Source organism: Psychromonas ossibalaenae ATCC BAA-1528 (assembly GCF_000381745.1).
GTDB lineage: Bacteria > Pseudomonadota > Gammaproteobacteria > Enterobacterales > Psychromonadaceae > Psychromonas > Psychromonas ossibalaenae.
Genome location: NZ_KB907008.1, coordinates 1 through 22241, shown reverse-complemented (window position 1 = coordinate 22241; position 22241 = coordinate 1). Strand labels below are relative to the sequence as shown.

At 42.5% G+C, this 22241-nt stretch carries 17 protein-coding genes and 1 pseudogene; 5 read left to right on the top strand and 13 right to left on the bottom strand.

Annotated features, from left to right (window positions below; genetic code table 11):
- Positions 1 to 51: 51 nt before the first annotated feature.
- Complete coding sequence (locus tag G327_RS0117375; protein ID WP_019616080.1) at positions 52 to 1074, bottom strand: LacI family DNA-binding transcriptional regulator; 1023 nt, start codon at positions 1072 to 1074, stop codon at positions 52 to 54.
- Between the two features lie 389 nt (positions 1075 to 1463).
- Positions 1464 to 2531 (bottom strand): galactose-1-epimerase, encoded by a 1068-nt coding sequence (galM, locus tag G327_RS0117365; RefSeq protein WP_019616078.1) that lies wholly within the window; start codon positions 2529 to 2531, stop codon positions 1464 to 1466.
- A gap of 581 nt (positions 2532 to 3112) precedes the next feature.
- Here galM and G327_RS26915 point away from each other — a divergent pair.
- Positions 3113 to 4792, top strand: coding sequence for a hypothetical protein (locus tag G327_RS26915; RefSeq protein ID WP_019616077.1), 1680 nt, complete (start codon positions 3113 to 3115; stop codon positions 4790 to 4792).
- Between the two features lie 92 nt (positions 4793 to 4884).
- On the opposite strand, the gene G327_RS0117355 is transcribed toward G327_RS26915, so the two are convergent.
- A complete protein-coding gene (locus G327_RS0117355; protein WP_019616076.1) occupies positions 4885 to 5547 on the bottom strand; it encodes a glutathione S-transferase family protein in 663 nt (220 codons plus the stop codon).
- Positions 5548 to 5678: 131 nt separating this feature from the next.
- On the opposite strand from G327_RS0117355, the gene G327_RS0117350 reads away from it, so the two are divergent.
- The gene (locus G327_RS0117350) at positions 5679 to 6059 is read left to right on the top strand and encodes a winged helix-turn-helix transcriptional regulator (RefSeq protein ID WP_019616075.1); all 381 of its coding nucleotides are present in this window, start codon (positions 5679 to 5681) and stop codon (positions 6057 to 6059) included.
- A gap of 86 nt (positions 6060 to 6145) precedes the next feature.
- Here G327_RS0117350 and G327_RS0117345 read toward each other — a convergent pair whose 3' ends face one another.
- The 4 genes from G327_RS0117345 to G327_RS0117330 form a co-directional block, all read right to left on the bottom strand.
- Positions 6146 to 7018 (bottom strand): DMT family transporter, encoded by an 873-nt coding sequence (locus G327_RS0117345; RefSeq protein WP_019616074.1) that lies wholly within the window; start codon positions 7016 to 7018, stop codon positions 6146 to 6148.
- Between the two features lie 102 nt (positions 7019 to 7120).
- On the bottom strand, positions 7121 to 7828 hold the full coding sequence (locus G327_RS0117340; RefSeq protein ID WP_019616073.1) for a helix-turn-helix transcriptional regulator: 708 nt from the start codon (positions 7826 to 7828) through the stop codon (positions 7121 to 7123).
- Between the two features lie 160 nt (positions 7829 to 7988).
- The gene (locus G327_RS0117335; RefSeq protein WP_019616072.1) at positions 7989 to 8228 is read right to left on the bottom strand and encodes a hypothetical protein; all 240 of its coding nucleotides are present in this window, start codon (positions 8226 to 8228) and stop codon (positions 7989 to 7991) included.
- 269 nt (positions 8229 to 8497) lie between these two features.
- On the bottom strand, positions 8498 to 9415 hold the full coding sequence (locus G327_RS0117330) for a LysR family transcriptional regulator (protein ID WP_019616071.1): 918 nt from the start codon (positions 9413 to 9415) through the stop codon (positions 8498 to 8500).
- A 193-nt stretch (positions 9416 to 9608) separates the two neighbouring features.
- Here G327_RS0117330 and G327_RS0117325 point away from each other — a divergent pair, with 193 nt between their 5' ends.
- Both G327_RS0117325 and G327_RS0117320 read left to right on the top strand, forming a co-directional pair.
- Positions 9609 to 9959, top strand: coding sequence for a DUF3316 domain-containing protein (locus tag G327_RS0117325; protein ID WP_019616070.1), 351 nt, complete (start codon positions 9609 to 9611; stop codon positions 9957 to 9959).
- Positions 9960 to 10626: 667 nt separating this feature from the next.
- Complete coding sequence (locus G327_RS0117320; protein ID WP_019616069.1) at positions 10627 to 11091, top strand: DoxX family protein; 465 nt, start codon at positions 10627 to 10629, stop codon at positions 11089 to 11091.
- A 564-nt stretch (positions 11092 to 11655) separates the two neighbouring features.
- Here the strand turns inward: G327_RS0117320 and G327_RS27400 are convergent.
- Positions 11656 to 12467: pseudogene (locus G327_RS27400) on the bottom strand (IS3 family transposase); the annotation flags it as partial.
- A gap of 313 nt (positions 12468 to 12780) precedes the next feature.
- On the opposite strand from G327_RS27400, the gene G327_RS27665 reads away from it, so the two are divergent.
- A complete protein-coding gene (locus G327_RS27665; protein ID WP_425413795.1) occupies positions 12781 to 12888 on the top strand; it encodes a winged helix-turn-helix transcriptional regulator in 108 nt (35 codons plus the stop codon).
- Positions 12889 to 12963: 75 nt separating this feature from the next.
- On the opposite strand, the gene G327_RS0117300 is transcribed toward G327_RS27665, so the two are convergent.
- From G327_RS0117300 to G327_RS26190, 5 genes are all read right to left on the bottom strand, one after another.
- A complete protein-coding gene (locus tag G327_RS0117300; protein ID WP_019616065.1) occupies positions 12964 to 13215 on the bottom strand; it encodes a hypothetical protein in 252 nt (83 codons plus the stop codon).
- Between the two features lie 836 nt (positions 13216 to 14051).
- Complete coding sequence (locus G327_RS0117295) at positions 14052 to 16226, bottom strand: TonB-dependent hemoglobin/transferrin/lactoferrin family receptor (protein WP_019616064.1); 2175 nt, start codon at positions 16224 to 16226, stop codon at positions 14052 to 14054.
- Between the two features lie 186 nt (positions 16227 to 16412).
- Positions 16413 to 18233, bottom strand: a complete 1821-nt coding sequence (locus G327_RS0117290) for an ABC transporter ATP-binding protein (RefSeq protein WP_033298550.1) — start codon at positions 18231 to 18233, stop codon at positions 16413 to 16415.
- Between the two features lie 189 nt (positions 18234 to 18422).
- Complete coding sequence (locus G327_RS0117285) at positions 18423 to 19082, bottom strand: hypothetical protein (protein ID WP_019616062.1); 660 nt, start codon at positions 19080 to 19082, stop codon at positions 18423 to 18425.
- 279 nt (positions 19083 to 19361) lie between these two features.
- Positions 19362 to 22241: Ig-like domain-containing protein (locus G327_RS26190; protein WP_019616060.1), on the bottom strand; the 2880-nt coding region annotated here is incomplete at its 5' end.

The following is a 22241-nucleotide window of genomic DNA, read 5'->3' as shown; positions in this document are numbered from 1 at the left end:
GATCATTTATTAGGATAGGTTCTGATTTGTGCGCGCCTGAGTTCTGCTTCGTTAGGTATCGGTATGATTTTTAATCGAAGAACGACGCACAATCAACTCACCTTCAACCTTACGTTTCATTGAAAGTAACGGCTGATTTTCTAGCAATGTTAATAATGATTCGACTGCCTGCCTGCCCATTTCTAAGTAAGGCGAATCAACAGATGTTAAATCTGGAGAGACTTCTAAGGCGAGCTCTTTATTATCATATCCGACTACTGCAATGTCGTTTGGGATATGGAGCCCTCGTTCGATAACTGCTTGATAGCATCCCAGTGCCATATAATCACTACTGCAAAATATCGCTTTTGGAGGTGTGTTTAAATCAAGAAGCTTAAGAGTTTGCTGGTAAGCCTCCTTTAATGACCAGTTTGCTTCGAGTACATACTCATCATTTAAGGAAATATCAGCATCCAATAGTGCTTGCCGGTAGCCCTTGATACGCTGTTCGGTTGCCCACATCCAGCTTTCGCCTGTTAATATAGCAATACGACGATAACCTTGTTCAATAAGATGTTTTGTCGCTTTGTAGGCTCCAATTATATCTGCTGGCAGTATACTTGGAGCCTGCAGGTTACTTTCATTGGTGCAATTAAGCAGTACACATGGGAGGTGAGTGTTAACCCTTTGCTGTTCTAAAATACGAGTCATGCTCGACGCATAAATTAAGCCTACATATTCGTTATTATTAATTTCTTCTTCTATTTTACTCGCCAGCATTTTGTCATGGCCGTAATTAAAGATCACTAAAACGTAGTCATTTGCCCAGGCTTCCTCTCGACATGCATTAATCGCACTAATAAACGGGTCATAACCAATAACCCAGTTAACCACCATTGCAATTTTCTTTGTTCCACTGCTTGCATGAATTACTTTTTTATTTCGGTAACCTAGTGACTCCGCAGTATCTAGCACTTTCTTTCGTGTCACATCTGTTATTTTGATTGAAGTTGATCCGTTTAGAACTAACGAAACTGTTGACTGGGAAACCCCAACAGCAGCCGCTATATCACTCATTGTAACTTTTTTACTCATGATAAAACCTTGTTTAACAGTTCGCTCCAAAATAAGTATTTGCGTGCATATAATAGAATTATTTCTATGTAAGGGAAAATACCAAAATTCACAGCCTTAAGAATTTTTAAGCTGACAATGTTAACTAAAATTAAAGGTGAAATCATCTGATAAGTACTAACAATTACGTATTCTCCTTTAAATCGTTTTTAGCAGTGATTTACAGCGAGCATAGCGATATAACGATCTGAAATTATGCTGCCTGCATGAGTTCACAGGTATTATGATATTGTGTGGTTGATGCAGGTTAGTTCTTCGGTTTGCGGAGGAAACGAGTACTGAAAAAAGTATCAACACCAATCCGTTTTTTAGTCTCCTCAAACAACCGAAGCATTTAACTTGTAGCTAAATTAAAACTCAAACAGGTAACTTGTCTGGTGCTGGTAGATCTCCCCTGCGTTAAGTATACCGCTGTTTTTTTTCCACTCAGGGTGGTTTGGTCCATCAGGAAGGAATTGCGTTTCCAGCGCCAGCCCGTCATAGCGCTGATACTCTTTTGATGCCCCTGGAGTATCAACTAGGAAATTTCCTGAGTAAAACTGAATGGCTGGTTTGGTTGTTTTAACTTTCATAACTATGTCTTTATCTGGTGATATAAGAACCGCTGCATCTTGTTGACCGTCAGTTACTTCCTTGCTAAACATAAAGGCGTGGTCATAGCCTCCAGCAATCTCTTGATCCGGTTCAGAAAGAAAATCACGGCCGATAGATTTTGCTTGCCTAAAATCAAAGCTGGTGGACGTTACGCTGCGTAATTCACCAGTCGGAATTAAACTTTCATTGGTCGGTAAGTAATAATCAGCGTTAAGTATTAAAGTGTGATCGGTACTTTTGGCAGTACTGCTTTCACCGGCCAAGTTAAAGTAAGCATGATTGGTAAGATTCAGTGGAGTCGCCTTATCTGTTTCCGCATAGTAAGTAATTTCAACTGAGTTCTGTTCAGTTAAAGTGTAAGTCACTACCACTGTCACTCGGCCCGGATATCCTTGGTCACCATCATTCGATTCTAATGTAAACATAACATGATTATTTGACTGTGATTTGATCGTCCATCGGCGTTTATCATACCCTTGAAAACCGCCATGCAGAGAGTTTTTGCCGTTATTGATATCCAGCTGGTAACTATGCCCTTCAAGTGTAAATTGACCATTGGCAATACGGTTAGCATATCGTCCAACGATAGAGCCAAAGTACGCGTTCTGCTTCATATGCTCCGTCATATTAGTAGAACGAAGTAGTACTTCACGCTGCTCACCTTTGACAGGTAAACAGGTACTTAGCCAGGATGCTCCTATATCCATGAATGAAACTGTCATTCCATTAGCATTTTCCAGAGTGATGAGTCGGGCTGATTGTCCGTCAAAAGACGGTTCGTGCGTTATACTCTCTTTAAGTAAAGCTAAATTAGTTTTAATCATATTTGGTCCAGCAAGAAATAAAAGGTTTCTAATAAAATGCCAGCCTAATCCTCAATGGTCAATAACTTTATTAATATTATTAGTCATAATATTAATTGGTGTGTGTTAATTCAACATATTAAATTTTCATCAGCCACAGGAAACATTCCGTTGCTGGAGCAAGCGTTGCACTCAATGACAGAATACGTGGCACTGCAGAAAATTCGACGGGAGATAGAGATGGAATAATCTGCTATTTTTCAGTATATATTGATCAGCCATATAATCTCTGATGCTGTTAAAAATAGGGTATTAAATATTATTACTTTATTCCTTCCCCTGCAGTGTGCTGAAAAATAAAACAGGAATTATTTAAGCGTCAAATTGGCTCTAGCTACTGAGTTTGATATTAATGTGATTTAATCAATGAAACTGCTTGCCGATTAATCTATACTTGGGTACACATAAAAAGTAGGAAATAATCAAATCCCCCTCCCTTAAAATTGAAAAAATGGTTAGTTATATCAAATGCATGAGCAGTGTTTTAAGCACAGTCTATGCAGTTTTCTGCTGAAATGCGTAAGAAAAAGGAATGATAAATTATGGACAATAAACTTGTAGTCAAAAACCTGCCCGCAGTAGTGACTCTAGCTGTACTGTTTGCTCTAAGCGGTTGTCAGAGTACATCAGAAGCACCGCGCGAAACCGTCACATCTAATCAAGAGCAGACTGATGTTAGTGCCTTTTCTATGTATGAGCAGTCTAAAGCACAATATGAAACATGGTTAGGGACATTAAAAGAATCACAGAAACTAAAAATTTATTCTGCAGATTTATATTCTGATCTGCAGGAAACCTGGGGTGAGACAGAAGAAATTTATCAAGTCATTGCGCTTGATCCGGCTAAGGCTTCGGAAAACTATTCGCTATTTTCGTCCGGTACCTATGCACAAGTATTTACTGAGCATTTAGTTAAAGTTGAAAAGCAGTTTGCTGCTCTTATTAAGCTCAAAGAGCAGGCGGATCAGGTATTGTCTGACTCTCGGGCGCAGATGCAGTATTTAACAGAAATTGATGCGGCGGCTGTTTATGCCAATGACTATCGTGCTGTTTATCGTGACTACAGTGAGTTGTTTGAATATGTTGCCGAAGGAGAGCTTGCCGATGCTCAGGCTGAGCAGGTAACTTTCCTCAAAAAAGCTAAAACGTTAGAAGTTAAAGTTGTCTTGAAAAAGTTTGTGGCTCCTCTGCAGACAAAATTGAAAATGTTTAAGAGTGAAGGTTTTCATCGGGAAGCTGCTATCAGTTATGCAAAAGCACAAGCTGAAATTAGTAACGTTGAAAATATCGTCATAGTTAATACACGTGATTTAAAGGCGATAGAAAAAAGCGTAGTGGATGCTGAATTTGAACTGTCACACGTTGCTAATATTGCTAATGAAGTTAAATTATTGTCCAGCGTGGAAGATGAAAAATTTGAGCCGCTGGTATTAGAGTTTGAAAGGAAGCTGCTAAGCGTTTCAAAAGCACTCAATGGTTCAGACTATAGAGATAAGCCGATAAGAGAACAGAGTAAGCTGATTGTTGATGCTGTTAATATGCTCCACGAAAACAAAGCCAAAGAGCAGTTAGAAAAGCGCATCACACAGCTTGATAGTAGTATTGAGGTATTAACATCAGCTTATGATAAACAGGAGGTCTTAATTCTTGAAACTCAAAAGCAAAACAGTGTACTGGCTAAGCAGTTAGAGCGCAGTGATTTTCAGATAATTAATTTACAGACTTTGATTAATTCTTATAAGCAGCAGTTGGAAGCGCAGCTTGTACAGAGGACGCCACTAAATGAACCGAAGTTAAAACCCAAAAGTGAACCACTATCTACAGCATCTCCTCAGCCTGAACCTGCGGTTGGAGCCGTACCTGCACCAGTAACAGAAGCTGTACCTCTTGTAGAAACACCGCCGGTTGTTGAAGCTGCTCCAGTTGTCGAAGCTGCTCCGGTTGTCGAAGCTGCGCCGGTTGTTGAAGCTGCGCCGGTTGTTGAAGCTGCGCCGGTTGTCGAAGCTGCGCCGGTTGTTGAAGCTGCGCCGGTTGTTGAAGCTGCACCGGTTGTCGAAGCTGCACCGGTTGTCGAAGCTGCACCGGTTGTCGAAGCTGCACCGGTTGTTGAAGGCGCGCCGGTTGTCGAAGCAGCGCCGTTTGTTGAAGCCGCGTCAATTGTAGAAGCCACACCTGCTGCAGTTGAGGTTGCGCCCGCAGCTGAGACTATACCTGCCGCATAATTTAACCGGGCAGAGCTAATGATTTTCTATGTATTGTTAACTCTGCCCATTAAACTGGGTATAAAGGTTAAATACCCGCTTTTCTAAAACGATTAAGCTGTTAAATAACTATTATTATTTTTTAACGACTCGTGCATAATTTCATCAAACTCTTCCACAACTGATTTTTTCACATAATCCTGGTTAATTAATAATGCAGATAAAGCCTGCAGCCTGGGCATGTCAGCTAATAAATCAAAATTAAAAAAGCGTTTAACCAGATCTAAACGGGTTAATACCGGTGCAAACGCGCTGTCTACTAACGAGAATTCCGAGCCGTTAAAAAAGCCGTCTGCGCTGACTGTATTTTCTAAGCGCAGCAGTTTTTCAGTTAATGATATTTTATGTGTTTCAAAGGCTTCCTGGCTATCAGCTGTCATCAGCATATATTGATTCATGGTGACCTGGCTGAGATATTCAATCCAGCCGCGGTCTTTGGCTTTTTGTAACGGATCCTGCGGCATAATCTGCTCTGGGGTGATTTCATCTAAAAACTCATTAATAACCGCGGATTCAAACAGCACATCATCACCATATTTTACGACCGGCACTTTACCTAGCGGGGATATTTTTAAAAACCAGTCCGGTTTATCCGCTAAATCAATATAGGTGATTTTGTAGTCGATGCCTTTTTTATTCAGGGTGATTACTGAACGCTGTACAAAAGGGCAAAGTTTAAAGCTGATTAATTCAATTGGTCGCATTGCTGATGACATTGTTTATTTCCTTATGGAGTAATTACTAATGACACTTAGTATATTCTTAGTATACTTAGGTAACTATAGAGACGGCTTGTTGAATAAACAAGTAGTCACCAATTTGTTAGCTAGTTCCCTAAAGGTGCCTAATGACAGTTTCAGCGCGGTTACAGACAGAAAATAATTTAAAAAAAGACGCCAAGGCTGATGTCTCTTCAGATTTTACAGGCTGTCCGGTATCCACTGCGATTGATAAAATAGGCGGTAAATGGAAGGTGATTATTCTTTATCAGCTTCGTGGTCAGACGTTACGTTTTGGTGAGCTGAAAAAAATTATCCCGGGTATTACTCAGAAAAGCCTTACTCAGCAGCTGCGCGCTTTAGAGCAGGATAAACTGGTAAGTCGTAAAGTTTATGCGGAAATCCCGCCGCGTGTGGAATACAGCTCTACTGAGCTGGCGGCAAAGTTGAACCCTGCCTTGGATTTATTATGTGACTGGGGAAAAGAGTATCAGCAGGTACACCGTTAATTGATAAAGCCTGTGCCATTGTTTTTTTCCCGATAGGGGCGCAGACAATACCTGCTCCTAAAAGCTTTATTAAAGTTTAAATAACTTCATAAACTCTCCGTTTCCGGAGTATCGACACTTTGTTTACCTTTTATGTTTGTTATTAGTGCGCCGGCTAAAATCAATCCGACTGCAGTGACTATATTGAAAGACCAGGTATTTAATCCGGCTACGTATAAAGCAAAAGAAGAGATAAGCGGTGCACTAAAGCTTAGCGAAGCAAGCAGTTGTTTATTGCCGTGTTTCAAGCCGATATCCCACAAATAAAATGAACCGCCTACAGGCCCTAAGCCAAGCAGAATAATACCTGTCCATTGGCTTAGCGTGAAATCCCAGCTGCTCGGTTCAAGCTGCAGATGAGCAATGAATGAAAGTAATGCGACAGCCGCTGATAACCAGGCGATATCTTCGACATCATTGTTTGATTTAGATAAATACCAGGAATAGCTTGACCAGATAATTGCGCAGGCGGCTGCCAGTAAATAACCTGAAAGGTAGTTGTGATTCAGTGACAAATCACCGTCGCCGATAATAATAAAACTGATACCGATAAAACCAGCACAGCCTCCTGATAAAGCTTTTAAAAGTGACTGTTTTGTCGCGATAAATACTGCCAGCAGCAGAGGCCATATGTATACAATTAAACTAACTTCAATGGCTGGTGCGTATTTCATTGCCATGAAGTAGCAGAAATGAAATCCAAATAATCCTGCTGTGCCGAAAAGCCATTGGTTAACGGTCAGTGAAGGTTTTTTGAAAACGGATTTTCTGATGATAATGCGTTTTATTACGATAATTAATGCTGATATACAGAAGCATAAGGAGAGTAATTGAAATGCAGGTATTTCCACTGTAACAGTGCCAAGGAGTGCAAGCATTCCCCATAAAATTACAGCGCCAAGACCATAGATAGTTGCCATAATGTAATTTCCTAAAGTGTATTAAAGGCAGTAATAGTAACAATGAAATTAATTTATCAGTTTGCCAAAAGGACGCTTTTGTTGGCCGGGAAGGGGTTGTTGTTAATGAGTGAATGCTTTTGGTGATTGCCCAAAGTAACTTGAAAAACGGCGGCTGAATGCAGACAGATCATTATATCCCACCTGTTCCGCTACGATACGAACAGGAAGATCAGTATGAGCCAGCAATGCTTTCGCTTTCTCCATCCTAAGCTGGGTGATGTATTTTTGTGTGCTGGTCCCCATACATTTTTTAAAGACTTTTTTATATTGGGTTGTACTTAGGCACGCTGTTCTGGCAAGCATTTTAATATAGTATGCTTGACTGAGATCTTCATTGATCATTTCGATAACACGTTCAATTCGGTGATCGATTTTGAGTGAGAATTCCTGCTGTTTTAAAAGTTGATAAAAGAGATCGAAGCTCATCGATTCGAGGGATTGATGAACCTGATATTCAAGCTGTTTCTCGATGAAGTGAATATATGCAAGTAAAGGGGCATTGATAGGGAACTTTGTGGCGGTATAGTTTATTATATTGTCAGGTAAGTCACCCATGTCTGCGACAATAAAACGAGCCGCTTCATTTGCTCTAAAGTCATGCCTTTGACCAGCCTTGATGATAACGCAGTCACCTAAACTCACTATACCTGTGTAGTCTCCCACCTTGATTTCAATTGAACCATGTAAAGGCAGTACCAGCTGATGGTAGCCATGAAAATGACTACGTATTTGACTGGTATAAGAACGGATTGATAGACGATTAAGCATTACTGATGCCGAGCTCCTTTCCTGCCGTGAGAATCGAGATTCAAAAAGTGCTAACCTAAAGTTAAAACAAAAGTTCTTAGATATCCACTTTTCTCAAGGAATAGGGGCTGGCTTCCCCTATGCTTTGCTGTTATTACCTGGTCACTTTTTTAGAACAGTATTATTTGTTCTGTGCTAATTTAAGGTTTTTACAATCTTCGATAGTCTTGATTTTGCCTACAAAACCATTTCGTCCTTGAAGGTTAACTAATAAAGCAAAGCCGGATTGAAGGGCTTTATTTTCACCTGCATTATCGCAGAGCTTTGTTAAGATATCTTCAGTAACGACGGCTAGTGCCTGTTGATGCCATTGCATACGATTATCGGTAAGGCGGATGTCGTAAATAAGAAATATCTTCATCCTTGAATTCAATAATTTTTAGGCGTGGAGAAAATCATTATTCTTAAATATTAAATTAGCCGTCGATAAACTAACATGGCTGTGGAGATATTTACCTCCATAAAAAGACCAATATGACAGTTAAAGCTTTTAAAAATAAATGTGTAAAAGTCATTTCGATTGATGCTGGAGACCTACTCCTTAAATTAAGGTAAAAGTGGTCATCCTGAAACCAGAATATGCAGTGAGGAGCACATTTGATAGTCTAAAATGCGATAAAACGCTTTTTACTAAGATGTGATAGAAGCAATTTTATTTACAATATATCCATCTTGATTTTTATTGCTAATGTATTGAATGAATTCATCTACAAATACTTGGCTTAAACGAGATCGGTATTCTCGATTTGGGTAAGTGATATGCATGTTGGCATCGGGCAGAGGGAAGCAAGGCATTAAATGCAATAACTCCCCTGAATCAATATACGGTTTTGCCATGTTATAAGGTATTACACCGATTAGTTTTCCTGTACGAATAGCTAAATGGATATACATATAGTCATTACTAATAAATTGTGGAAAGATTTTTATAGTTTCACCGGCAAAGTTCAAGCTGTTTCCGTGCTGACTATTGCTTGCCAATGCAGCTATGGGTAAAGATTGAATATCTAACGGTATTTGAGGTTCAGAAAAGGATTTTATAAACTGAGGGTGGCAAACGAGTACGTAGCGAAATTTTCCAACATGTCGAGCAACAATGTTTTCATTCAGTATGGAGCCAATGCGGATAGCTAAGTCAATGTTTTCATCAATAAAATCAACCTGGCTAGTTGAAGATACAATTTCCAATTGTATATTTGGATATTTATTAAAAAACAGATTAAACATCCCGTCTAATATTTGTAAAAAAGGCGGGACAGATATACGTAACTTCCCTTTTAAGGTGTTTTGCCGCTCATTTAAGTGTTCTTCTGCGCGAGAAATAGCATTAAGTTCATTAGTAACGCTTTGATATAACATTTCCCCGGTAGATGTTAATGATAGTTTTCGTGTAGAGCGTATTAATAAACGTTGATTTAATTGTTCTTCTAGCTCTTTTACTCGGCGGCTTACGGTTGCGACAGGTATCTTCATTAGCTTAGAGGCATTGGTAAAAGAACCTTGCTGCACAACTTGAACAAATATATGCAGTGAATTTAAATCCATCATTTGAAAGATAACCTCTATTTACAAATTAAACCTGCTCTTTATATACACTATATAGGAGATGCGATTCAATTAAATTTGCCGATCAATAATGGAAAAGTATTTTTTAAATTATCCTCTAATACTACTGATTTTATTACGTTATTGTTATTAAGAAATGTTGTTCACCTAACCCATAACTCAAAGGATTTATAATATGAAAAAGTTATTGCTTGCTAGCTTACTAACATCTGTTTTCAGTATCAATGTATTTGCGGCTCCCACGTTTGCTACCAGTAATAAAATGCTGCTTGGGCAATCTATTAGCAGTAAAGATGCCGCTTTTCAGGCTGGGCATGAGTTAGTTAGCGATCTTAATGCAATGTCAAAAAAAGAGCTGCGAGAAACACTGGGTGTATCTCGTTTTTCCATGGAAAACCAAAATATCATTATCAATGATACGTTTGTTACGGTAAATGAATTATCAACTGTTCCTAGTGTTATTGAATATCAACCAGTTGTTGGTATTGAATATAAATATCAAGAAAAACTTAACGTTCACCGTTAATTTAATAGCTTCTATTGCATTTTTCATGTGCAGTAATGAGCAGACTGTTGATGTGCTCATCGATATTAATAGAGATGATAACGGTTTGTTTTTGCTTTAAATGGTGCTTATACCAAATCCATTAATTATCTATTCATTTACGCTTGTTAAAATGAATGCTAGCTTCGTTATTGATTTTATAATTAGAACAACTAGTTACTGCAATCAATGCCTTGCTTTCATTCATTTTTCTTACGCCTAAATAGATCATCTAATTAGTGGAATTGGTATTAAAGGGTTGTTTCAACGGCCCTTTCTTGTTTGATATCTTACTATCAAAAATTTTAAACGTACTAGGAAAACAGTTGATTAGTACTTAAATGGTGGTTATTGAGTTTGCAATAGAAAGGTTCCCTACATAACAGAGGGACACTTAAGAAATCAAGTTTTGTGTTCCGTCAATTGGGGGCATTTCTTATTTTTAGCATCAAGGTCATTTTGTATCGGCAGTTGGCTTAGATAAAAATATGGCTCTTGATTATATTTGGCACCAAGAAAAATGATGGACATCAATATTAATTAAAGCTTCAAATGTAGTGTGCCCTAGGCACTTACTGCAGCTATTTGAGAGCGTTACCAAATAAGCCTTCGGTTTTACCGGGGGTAAGTTAATTAAAATAGGGCAATAATGATTAATTTTAAAAATATTAAATATTTATTAAACACTACGACGAGTATTGCACCATTGATCCTTCGTATTCCTTTAGGGATTATTTTAATCGCTCACGGTGCTCAAAAGCTGTTCGGGTGGTTTGGTGGCTATGGCTTGAAAGGAACAGGTCAATGGATGGCAAGTGTTGGTTTTGAACCTGGTATGTTAATGGCTTTATTGGCGGGTAGTGGTGAGTTTTTTGGTGGGATTGCACTAATCTTCGGATTGTTAACACGACCTGCAGCTGCAGTGGCGGCCTTTACTATGCTTGTCGCAATGACCGTACATTGGGAAAATGGTCTTTTCCTTGCCGACAATGGTTATGAATTTGCACTAATTCTACTGTTTGCATCGGTTTCTTTGCTTATACAAGGAGCTGGCCGTTATTCGCTAGATAATCAACTTAATAATCACCTGCTAAAGGAGTCTGTCGCATCTTGAGTATGCTGCATATACTTCGTGGCGAATGGATGTGGCGTATATAAAAGTCAAAGGTAAGCGGTGCAGCTTATGCCGCATCTCATCGATTTTATAACTGGAAAACGAGCTATGCTGTCCAAGCTGGTGCATTAGAAATTATTGAGCGGATTAGAATGAAAAACGTTCGTAATGGCATCCTCTTGCTTACTTCTCTCTTACTGTTGAAAGAGCAGTAAAGTTGCTGTCAGGGCGAAACTCTAACAAAGAAAGTTAATCCATTAGCTAGAAAATAAGCAAATTCACTAGGTGATTTTACCTCGTTTTCATACCCTGCATGGGAATGAAGAAAAATCAGAACATAAAAAAGCCCCAAGTCTGTTTAGACTCAGGGCCTTGTGTTCAAATTAGCTCTAATCCGACAGGCCTTAATTCAATTAAGGACTTAGAAATCCCAGGCGACATTGACACCCCAATTACGGCCTGCCTGTGCTTTACGGTCTACACCTGAATCACCGTTTTCAACACCGCTGATATCATCATATAACCAGTACTGCTTATCAAGGGCGTTAAACAGTCCGCCACGGATAGTGACATCTTCAATGCATCCCCGACTAAGTTTGCTGTCATACGGCTATCCATCGACCAGCCGACTACCTGTCGTGAATACAAATCAATAATTACAGCAAGATAAAGCCAACCCTCACTTATCATCAAGTAGGTGATATCACCTGCCCACTTCTGATTCGGTGCGTTAGCAGTAAAATTTCGTTCCAATAGGTTAGGCGCAACAGGTAAGGAATGATTACTATCTGTTGTGACTTTAAATCTACGCGTGGCTTTTGCAACCAGGCTCTGTCTTTTCATACTACCAGTGATCGTTTTGAGGTTATGCTTGTTTCCTTGCTCTGCTAGCTCTACCTGAATACGTCTTGCACCATCACGGCCTTTGCTCGCTTCGAACGCCTTTTTGACCGCTATATCCCGCTGCGTACGCGCTCTATCGCGTTCACTGCTTTTATGATGATGCTTTAGCCAGTAATAAAACCCACTCCGCGATACAGCAAGAACCTTGGCCATTCTTATTACTGAGAACTGTTCAAGATGCTCTTGCATGAATTCAAAGCTTGCTACTTTAGGTGCTTTGCGAAGTAGGTGGCGGCTTTTTTTACTATTTCAAGTTCCTCCGCTTGCTCGGCGAGGAGGCGCTTCAGACGAGCATTTTCGGCAGCAAGGTCAGCCTCACGCACACTGGCAGAGTCCTTCCTTAAGTTCTTACGCCAGCCGTATATTTGAGAAGCATGTAGATTGAGTTGTCGGGCAGCTTCTGGAACAGATGTTCTTTCAGCTAGCTTAAGAGCCTGCTCCTTAAACTCTTCGGTGTACTTGATATTTTTCATTATTTATCTCGTTAAGTGATTTTACTCGCTTAACGAGGTGTCTGAAACTGCTGGTTCAGATCACTCCCTATGAATCCCATATTAGATTACATAATTAGTGTGATTAATGGTATTAGCTAGTTCCCTAAAGGTGCCTAATAACAGTTTCAGTGCGGTTACAGAGAAAAAATAACTTACAAAAAGGATCTAAGACAGGTGCAGCTTTTAGCTGTTGCCTAGTATCTACTGCGATTGATAAAATAGGCGGTAAATGGAAGGTGATTATCCTTTATCAGCTTAGTGCTTTAGAGCAGGATAAACGGTTTATGCAGAGATCCCGCTGCGTGTTGAATACAGCGCTACTGAGCTGGCAGAAAAATTAAATCCAGCTTTAGATTTATTATGTGACTGGGGAAAAGAGTATCAGCTGGCACATGGCTAATATTAGAAAATAATACCGTAAAATATGTAATTAGGCCCCGATGCACCGGGGCTTTTTTTAGCGGAACAATTATGGCTATTGCCAAGGATTGGTCCCTGAATTATTGCATTCACAGCTCGGCGGACTTGATACTCGGCATAATTCAACACATATGGGAGAGACTGAGCTGTCTGTATCAAAAGGGGGGCGAATATTAGACGTATTCAGCTGCGATATTGTTGCTAAAGCATTAACTCCGTTTTTCTTAACTTCTAAGTCCCCATCTGCAAAAACACCTGCAGAAAATAGAGTAGTAACTAATGCCGTAGTAATTAATATTTTTTTCATAACATATATCCTTAAAATCCGTGTTTATTTGCAGTTGCCTTTATAAGGACACCTGATTCCGTAAATCTTATTTCGTCTCGATAAATAAGTGTGGACATTAAAGCACATTAAAATCGTATATAAAACATAAAATCTATGTCTTTACACTTCTCAATTAATTACCTATATGAGGTTGGGGGTGGGCTAGAGCATAAAATACTCGCTCTCAGGAAGATCGCTGTTCCTTGATGATTTATACCTGGTATAATAACATATGTACGTAAATTCAATTGGTTACGCGTCATGCGTGAACGTTGGGCTATGCCCTTTCGGACAGGGAGTCGAATGGCTGTATTGTTTTGTGCTCAGGAATGTCAAGCATAAAAAATTGAGTGCAACAGGTTGTGGTTTTATATTTTATTGTTTTATATGAGATGTATATTATATGCAATTGCGTAAAAATGACCTTGTGAGCAGCTTTTATTTACATTAAAACAAGATCTGAACCACAAAGTATTTGCTGTCCAAGCCAGTGCGTTAAGAAGTTATTAGGCGGATTAGAATAAAAAACGTTAGGAACGGCATTCCCTTGCTTACTTCTCCTTTGCTGTTGAAAGAACATGACTCCCTCGAACTGCGAAACTACGTTTCGGTTTCTCATCGTCTAGTCAACTACCAGCAATGAAAGTTCAACCAGGCGCTACAGGCGAAAGCCAACCAATAATCAAATCCGCTAAGCAGTTGCTTGTTCCGTTCGAGTATGAAAAAGCAAACAAAAAAGCCCCGAATCTGTTTAGACTCAGGGCTTCTGATTAAATAACTTATTATTTCAACGGGTTAATCTTCAATTCAGAGGATTAGAAATCCCAGGAAGCATTTACTCCCCAGTTACGGCCTGCCTGTGCTTTACGGTCTACACCTGAATCACCGTTTTCAACACCGCTGACATCATCATATAACCAGTACTGCTTATCAAAGGCGTTAAACAGTCCGCCACGGATAGTGACATCTTGATGCGGTCGGTAATAAGCGGTTAAATCAACCACTGTATAACCTGCAACAGACTGAATATTAGGCTCTGACCAGTCGTCTTTACCGGCAACCATATTAATATTTAATAAGGCGCCGCCTTTGCCGTTAGGCGCATCATAACCAAACCCTAGATTAGCTGTTAACGGAGCAACGCTGTCCAGCGCCTGATCTGTGTCTTTATTGTAACCTTCGGTATAAGTCGCGCTGAATTTGCTGTAGGTACCCTGCGGCGCATTAAATGCTTTATCCAGCAGCACCGTTGAGCTGAATTCCACACCGTAAATCTCAGCACTGCCGATATTTTCTTTAGTATAATGGTCTTTTTCCTGACCGTTATCTATAGTTTTTCCCAGGTATTTCTGAGCAATGAAATCTGTGTAGTCATTGTAGAATACTGCTAACTCCACTCGTGCTGCATCAGAGTGTGCACGTATGCCCGTTTCGTAAGCAATGCTCGATTCAGGTTTAAGGTCTGGATTAGGATCAATGACGGCACCGCTGTCATAGAAGTAATAAAGATCATAGATAGTTGGCGCTTTAAAGCCCTGACTGATCTGCGCAAAACCGCTGAAGCTTTCGCTGAAGTGGTAAACTGAGCCTAATTTAGCAGTAAATGCATCACTTTTACTGTCGGGATATTCTGTGCTGAAACCATCATTGGTTTCCGGCGACGCCTCAAAGGAGTCATAACGTAAACCGGCTGTGAGAACCAGCCTTTCTTCTAAGAGGAATGCCTGATCCTGTACAAAGACTCCCCACTGCTGCAGTGTCGCGTCGGGCATATCGGTATGGCCGGGAGCCACGGTGCCCAGGTCGTATTTGTAGTCAACATTGCTTGTGCTGAATTGATTATTCAGGAAACTAGCACCGTAGGTTATCTGGTGATAACTGTTTGAAGCCTCAATTAATTTATCAAACTGTGCATCAAACTGAATGGAGTTATCTTCGGCCCCGCGTTCGCGCAGACGTTTGCCGCTGCCCATCATACCGGTGGAGGTATCGTAATTTTTTGACAAGGATTCAGTCTGCTGCAGGTTAATTTTCCAGTCTAAAGAATCAAACAGTTGATTATCTGCCTGCCACTGATGCTCAAAACCGACACGCAGTCGTGTAGTGGTATCTTCGTTGTAATTGTCCGTGTAGGTGATCAGCGGTGTATTACCAGACATGATTGAAGCACCTTCGTTAGACAGTTCATCTTCATTATATTTCTGCTGATAATATTCAAAGGTTAAACCCAAACGATGCTGCTGATTAAGCTGGTAAAAGGATTTTGCCAGTACATTGCCTATTTCCTGCTCTGCAGGATCTGCCGCGCCGCGCTCTTCGCCAATAATATCTGCACCGTCACTATGAGTCTGATATTCATCACCGTTTTTGTAGGTCAGCATCAGCAGTGTTTCTAATTTATCTTCTCGCATTGCCCAAGAAGCAGTCGTTTTACTGCTGCTGTCTACGCTGTCATAACCGGTTTTTACTGAAAAAGCATGCTCATTACCCTCTGTTTTTAACAGATCTTCCGGGTTTTTAGTGCGCATTAAAACTGCACCGCCAAGTGCATCTGAGCCGTATAAGCTCGAAGAAGGGCCTTTATTTACTTCGATAGCCTGCAGTGTATCTACTTCGATGGTACTCGGGTATTTACGCTGCTCATTAGAGCCTGGATTATAAGGTGCAGGCAGCGATACACCGTCAACCATCATTTTTACCCGGCTGTCATCCATGCCGCGAATATTGATGCCGGACATGCCGAAACGTCCGGAGCCGTTAACATTAACACCCGGAGTATACTGCAGCGCTTCCTTCAGATCGCCGGCCATGGTTTTATCGATAGTTTCAGCTGAAACGGTGCTGATGGAACTGGAAACATCGTTAATACTCTGTTCGGTACGAGTTGCTGAAACAACGACTTCATCAAATGTACTTACCTGCGCCGCGTAACTGTTAGTTGATAAAGCCATTAAGACTGCTGTGCATAATATACTTTTTTTAGCCGACATCTTATTTCCTTAAGCGTCATTGATTAGTGATGCCGTGCAGTATATTTAATGCGAATGATAATTACTATCATTTTCATCAAAAAAGGAAACTTTTTATTTTAACAGCTGTCGAGCTGCTTTTCTGTACGCCTGCTGATTGTCTAGAAAGCCCATATATTAAGGGCTTTCTTATCGGAGATGATATTACTATGCCGCCTGAATTGTTCCGTAGAGAGTCTGGTAGAGACCCTCTGTTTTTACTAAATCAGTATGTTTCCCAGACTGGGTTATCTGTCCGTCTTCTAAAACATAAATAATATCGGCTTGTTTTACCGCTGATAAGCGGTGCGCGACAATCAGTGTGGTTCGTCCGTTTAAGAAAGTATTAAGTGCATGGTGAAGGGCGCTTTCTGTGGCGGTATCCAGTGCCGAGGTGGCTTCATCTAAGATAACAAATTTCGGATCGCTTAAAACCATACGTGCGATAGCAACACGCTGACGCTGTCCGCCGGAGAGACGAATACCTTGACGTCCGAGCTGGGTGTCTAAACCTTCGCTGAGCTGTGCCATTACATCATCAAGCTGTGCCACCTGCAGCGCTTTCCATAACTGCTGATCCGTGTAATCAGCGCCAAGCGCCAGGTTATGACGCAATGTATCATTGAATAATACCGGCTGCTGCAGTACCACAGATATGTTATCGCGGATAATATCAAAACCAATATCCGTGCTTTTTTCACCGTTAAATAAAATTTCCCCGCTGCTGTGCTGATAAACACCGAGCAGGAGCTGGATCAGAGTGGACTTGCCTCCTCCGCTGGAGCCGACCAGCGCAATTTTTTTACCGGCAGGAATGGTTAATGATAAATTATTTAATACTCGATTTTCATTATCGTAGGAAAAGTTAATATTACGTATGCAGACTTCGGCTGCCCGGCTGTTAATAAACGGGTTTACTTTACTTGGCGGGCGCTGTTCCTCCTCCACCTGCAGCAGGGTGTTAACGCGTTTAATAGCGGCAGAGGCGCTGTACCAGGAGAACTGCATGCTTAACAGCTCCTGTACCGGCGATAACATAAACCACAGGTAGCCGAATACGGCAAAGATTTCTCCGATACTTAAATCACTGAATAATACCATCAGCATGGCCGCAGCCCGGAACAATTCAAAACCTAACAGGAATAATAAGAATGAACTGCGGCTGGCCGCTTCACTCTGCCAGGCGTATTTATCTGCACTGCTGCGAATATCATCGGCTTGCTCTTTAAGCTCGTTTAAAAAGTCCTTTTCACGATTCGAAGCACGCAGTTGATAAATGCCGTCTAAGATTTCGATTAAGCGGTTTTGAAACTTTTCAAATGCTTGATTCTCTTTCTTTTTTAGATTTTTTACCCGTGCGCCTAACTTACGTGAAAAGTACACCACAAAGGGGTTAACTAATAAAATAAATAGACCTAAATATAAATCTATCCACAATAAAATGGCCGCAGTACCAATAATTGTTAATAAACTGACAATAAAACGGCTTAAAGTGGTACCGATAAATTTATCTATGGTTTCAATATCCGTGACGATATGCGAGTTAATGCCGCCGCTGCCGCGGGTTTCATACTGACGGATACTGATCCGTCCTAATTTATCGATCATTTTAGTGCGGATCGTGCAGGTAATGGTTTTAGAAACCAGGGTAAATTGACGGCTCTGCAGAATATTCAGCAGCTGGCTGAGCGTACGCATCACAATCACACACAGAAAGATAATCACAATATAATTAGCCGGCTGCTGCAGCTGCTCAGGTAAAAAATGATTAATAAAATTAACACCTGCTGCCGGGTTCTTAAGCAGTATTTCGTCAACCATTAACGGCATTAATAATGGGATCGGTACACTGATTGTGGTGGCAATAAGAGCAATGATATTTGCCCAGAGCAGACGGGTTTTATACTGTTTTGCCTGGTTGACTAACCAATGCCAGTTAATATTTTCGTTGTTATTATTTTTCAAGGTGGGAATGATTCCTATTCGCATGTTTGTCAGCATTGTACTGATAATCAAAGAATAGAGAAGAAAAATTGTGAAAACGGCAGGGAAAAATTGTCAATGATATAGATTTTATCCGTGTTGTTGATTTTGACAAAAAAGCCCCGGCGGATCATCGGAGGATACTGTTAAACTATCTGTTATTCTACAGTGAAGTCTATCCATCTTTGATTATTATCAGCCTCTGCCGTACCACCAGGCTTTGTGGCTGATATCTGTATACAGTGCCGGTTCAGATTCTGCTTGATTTATGGTTATTTTAAACTGAGTTTCTGCAGGCAGGAAATTACGTCCGCCGTCGTCTTTAACCGTGATCTGCGTTTCTCCTGTCTGCCAGATCAGCAGTGAACCTGCACTGCCTATTTTGACAACATCATCGGCATAACCCGGACTCAGTGCATAATTTAACTGTCCTTTAGCGCCGCTGATCTTAACCTGATGAATAATTCCTTCTGCATATGCATAAGCCAGATCGCTACTGGTCAGGGGCTGAGGCTGTGCTTTGCTGACGGTGACAGTCAATGTACTGCGGGCCGGTTTGTACAGGTCGTTACCGCTGTCAGTCACGATCAGCTGAGTTGTGCCGGCATTTAATATGGTCAGACTTTGTGTCTGCGGATTGATTCGCACAACGTCATTAAGTGCACCATCTGCCAGTGCATAATTTATATTGCCCAGCTGTCCGCTGACGGCAGGAGTGATACAACCCTGCGGCGCATAGCTGACTTGAATATTACTGATACTTAGTCCCGGGTGGGGGGACTTCTGCTCTATTTGTGATGCCGTTCCGCCGCATACGCTCAGCAGTAGGAAAGCTATTATTATAAAGTATCTCATCGTGTCTCCCGGCAAATCAAAAAATGGAGTATACGTCAGCGCTTTTGTGACGCAAGTCACGTTTTGTAACATTTTGTTAATGGGCCGGGTAAGGAAATTTTTTGATTATGTTTCATTTTCAGACTTAGCGATGAAGAAGGGCTGGCTAAAAACGGCACCAAAGCATGGTCTTAAAGTTGAAAATCAGGCCCTAGTTCAATTGAATTGAAATTTTATTCCGGGCAGAGGTAAAGTGAAGAAGTGCCCCGCCAGACAAATATTTACCGGCGGAGCTTTGGATTAATTAACGTCTAAGTTTTTGTATATTTCTGTTGTTGAGATGAACTCTTCCTGCACCGCGCTGCTGTCGCCGCCATAGTTTGCATCCCCCCAGGCCACCACAGAGCCGTCAGCCTTAACAGCGGCGACGGCACTAATAGTGGTATATATGCGCTGTACATTGCTAAGATCGCTCTGCACCGCGCTGCTGTCGCCGCCATAGCCTCGATGCCCCCAGGTCACCACAGAGCCGTCAGCCTTAACAGCGGCGAAGACATAGTCATTGCTGGAAATGCTCACCACTCCAGCTTTAAGCTTGTCCTCCACTTGGCTGCTGTCGCCACCACCGAAAGACTGCCCCCAGGTCAGCACAGAGCCGTCAGCCTTAACAGCTGCGAAGGCAAAGCCAGTGCCATAAACGCGCTGCACATCAGTAAGCAGGGCCTGCACTGCGTCGCTGTCGCCGCCAAAGTCTGACCCCCCCCAGGTCACCACAGAGCCGTCAGCCCTAACAGCAGCGAAGGAATTATAAGTGGCGGAAATGCGCTGCACATTGCGAAGATCGCTCTGCACCGCGCTGCTGTTGCCGCCATAGACTGCATCCCCCCAGGTCACCACAGAGCCGTCTGCCTTAACAGCGGCAAAGGCACTCTTATTGCTGACAATGCGCTGCACATTAGTAAGCTTGTCCTGCACTTCTTTGCTGATGCTGCCGCCTTTTTCTGGATCCCCCCAGGCCACCACAGAGCCGTCAGCCTTAACAGCGGCGAAGGCATCGTCATTGCTGACAATGCGCTGCACATCGGTAAGCTTGTCCTGCACTTCTTTGCTGATGCTGCCACCTTTTTCTGCATCCCCCCAGGCCACCACAGAGCCGTCAGTCTTAACAGCGGCGAAGGCCCAGTCATTACTGTAAATGTCCTGCACATCGGTAAGCTCAGGGCTGTCGCCGCCATAGTCTGCATCCCCCCAGGTCACCACAGAGCCGTCAGCCTTAACAGCGGCGAAGGCAGTGTCAGTGCTGACAATGCGCAGCACATTGCTAAGTTCAGTCTGCACCGGGTTGCTGTTGCCGCCATTGTTTGGATGTCCCCAGGTCACCACAGAGCCGTCAGCCTTAACAGCGGCGAAGGCCTTCGCAGTGCCATAAATGTGCTGCACATTGCTAAGCTCGCTATGCACCTCGCTGCTGTCGCCGCCATGCTCTTCCCGTCCCCAGGTCACCACAGAGCCGTCAGACTTAACAGCTGCGAAGGCTCTATTAGTGCTGTAAATGTCCTGCACATAGGCCGGCTTTATCACCATTTCACTCTGGGTGGTCCTGCAGGCATTTCCCCCTGACACGCCGCTATTTTGTGCGGTGCAGTATTGGTTTTTTGCCGTCACCAAAACACCGATGTTATGCTCTTTATCGTTCCCTGCTAATGGATAACTATTGCTGTTAGTGCCTACCAGTACTCCTGCTATATTAAACTGGTAAGCCGTTCTACTGGTGTCGCAATTACTGCAGGTCATGACGGCCGTCACCACCGGGCCGTAATTCAGCTGCAGGTCGGTAATAACCGGGCTGGCCGGCTCATTAAGTGAGACCGTTACCCGCGCTGCAGCATAACGCCCTTCATTATCCGTTACTTCGTAATAGAAGGTGTCCTCACCGTAGCTGATGTTATTCGGCGTATAGGTAAAGGTCAGGGTGCCGGCATCCGCTGTAACGCTGCCCAGCCCTGCACCAAACACCTTACTGATAACCAGCGGCCTGCCGGCTTTGCTGTTGACATAAGCTGATACATCAACTACTTGCGTGGCGGCATCCATATCCATTGCAGGCAGGGCAATGTCATTGGCCTGTAACGCACTTTTCGAGGCTGAAATGATGCTGATGACATTACTGGCACTCTTTTGCCCGTCACTGACGGTATAGCTGATATTCTCTGTACGCAAAGCGCCGTTAGGGGTGTAGGTCAGTATCAGTCCGCTTTGCGTCAGCGTCGCAGGAGACGCCACACTGCCGATCTGAGTGAGCGTCAACGCATCTCCGTCAGGGTCTGAAGTGTAATCTGCCATGTTGATAGACAATGACGGTGTGCTTGAGTCGTACGGGTCAATACTTAGCGCCGCAGGCCGCGCCTCCGGTGCCGCATTGCTGATGTGCACGGTAATGGCACTCAGCGCAAAACCGCCCCGACCATCACTGACCACATAAGTGAACTGATCTATCTCTACCGAGGCCGACGCAGTGTACTTAACCGATAATGGGCCATCAATGCTCACGGGGTTAACCCCGGCATAGACATTCGTCACAGTGAGTGTATCGCCATCAGCATCACTTACCAGCGGGGTGATATCAATGGTGCGCACAGGCTGAGACAGCACTTCCTTAAGTGTCAGGTTAATGCTATGAGGATCTGCCGTCGGCGGCGTATTAACCGGCGCCGCATCTGAAACGGTATACACAATTGTTGCAACCGCATTTCCCCCGCGGCCGTCACTGACCTGGTAGACAACTTCATCGCTGCCGATGAACCCGTTGGGAGTATAAGTGATGACATGACCGGAAACCTTGGCGCGGCCGCCGCCGCTATGCAGCGTCACGCGAAGCGGGTCGTTGTCGGCATCCCCGATAAGCTTCAAAGCACTCAAATCCAACGACACCGATGTATCGCTGTCGGTTGTTTGAGTGTAGCCCTTCGCTGTCGGCGGATTATTAGGCACGGGAGGATTAGCATCCGCCACATTAACCATTATTAATCCCAAACCGTAGCCGCCGCGTTCATTTTCCACCACATAGGTGGCGGAATCAACCCCGATAAAACCTGCCGGGTTGTAGGTTACTTTGCTGCCGGAAAGCACAAAACGTTCATCTGTCTGCAGCAGCTTAGTGACGCGCAGCGAATCGCTGTC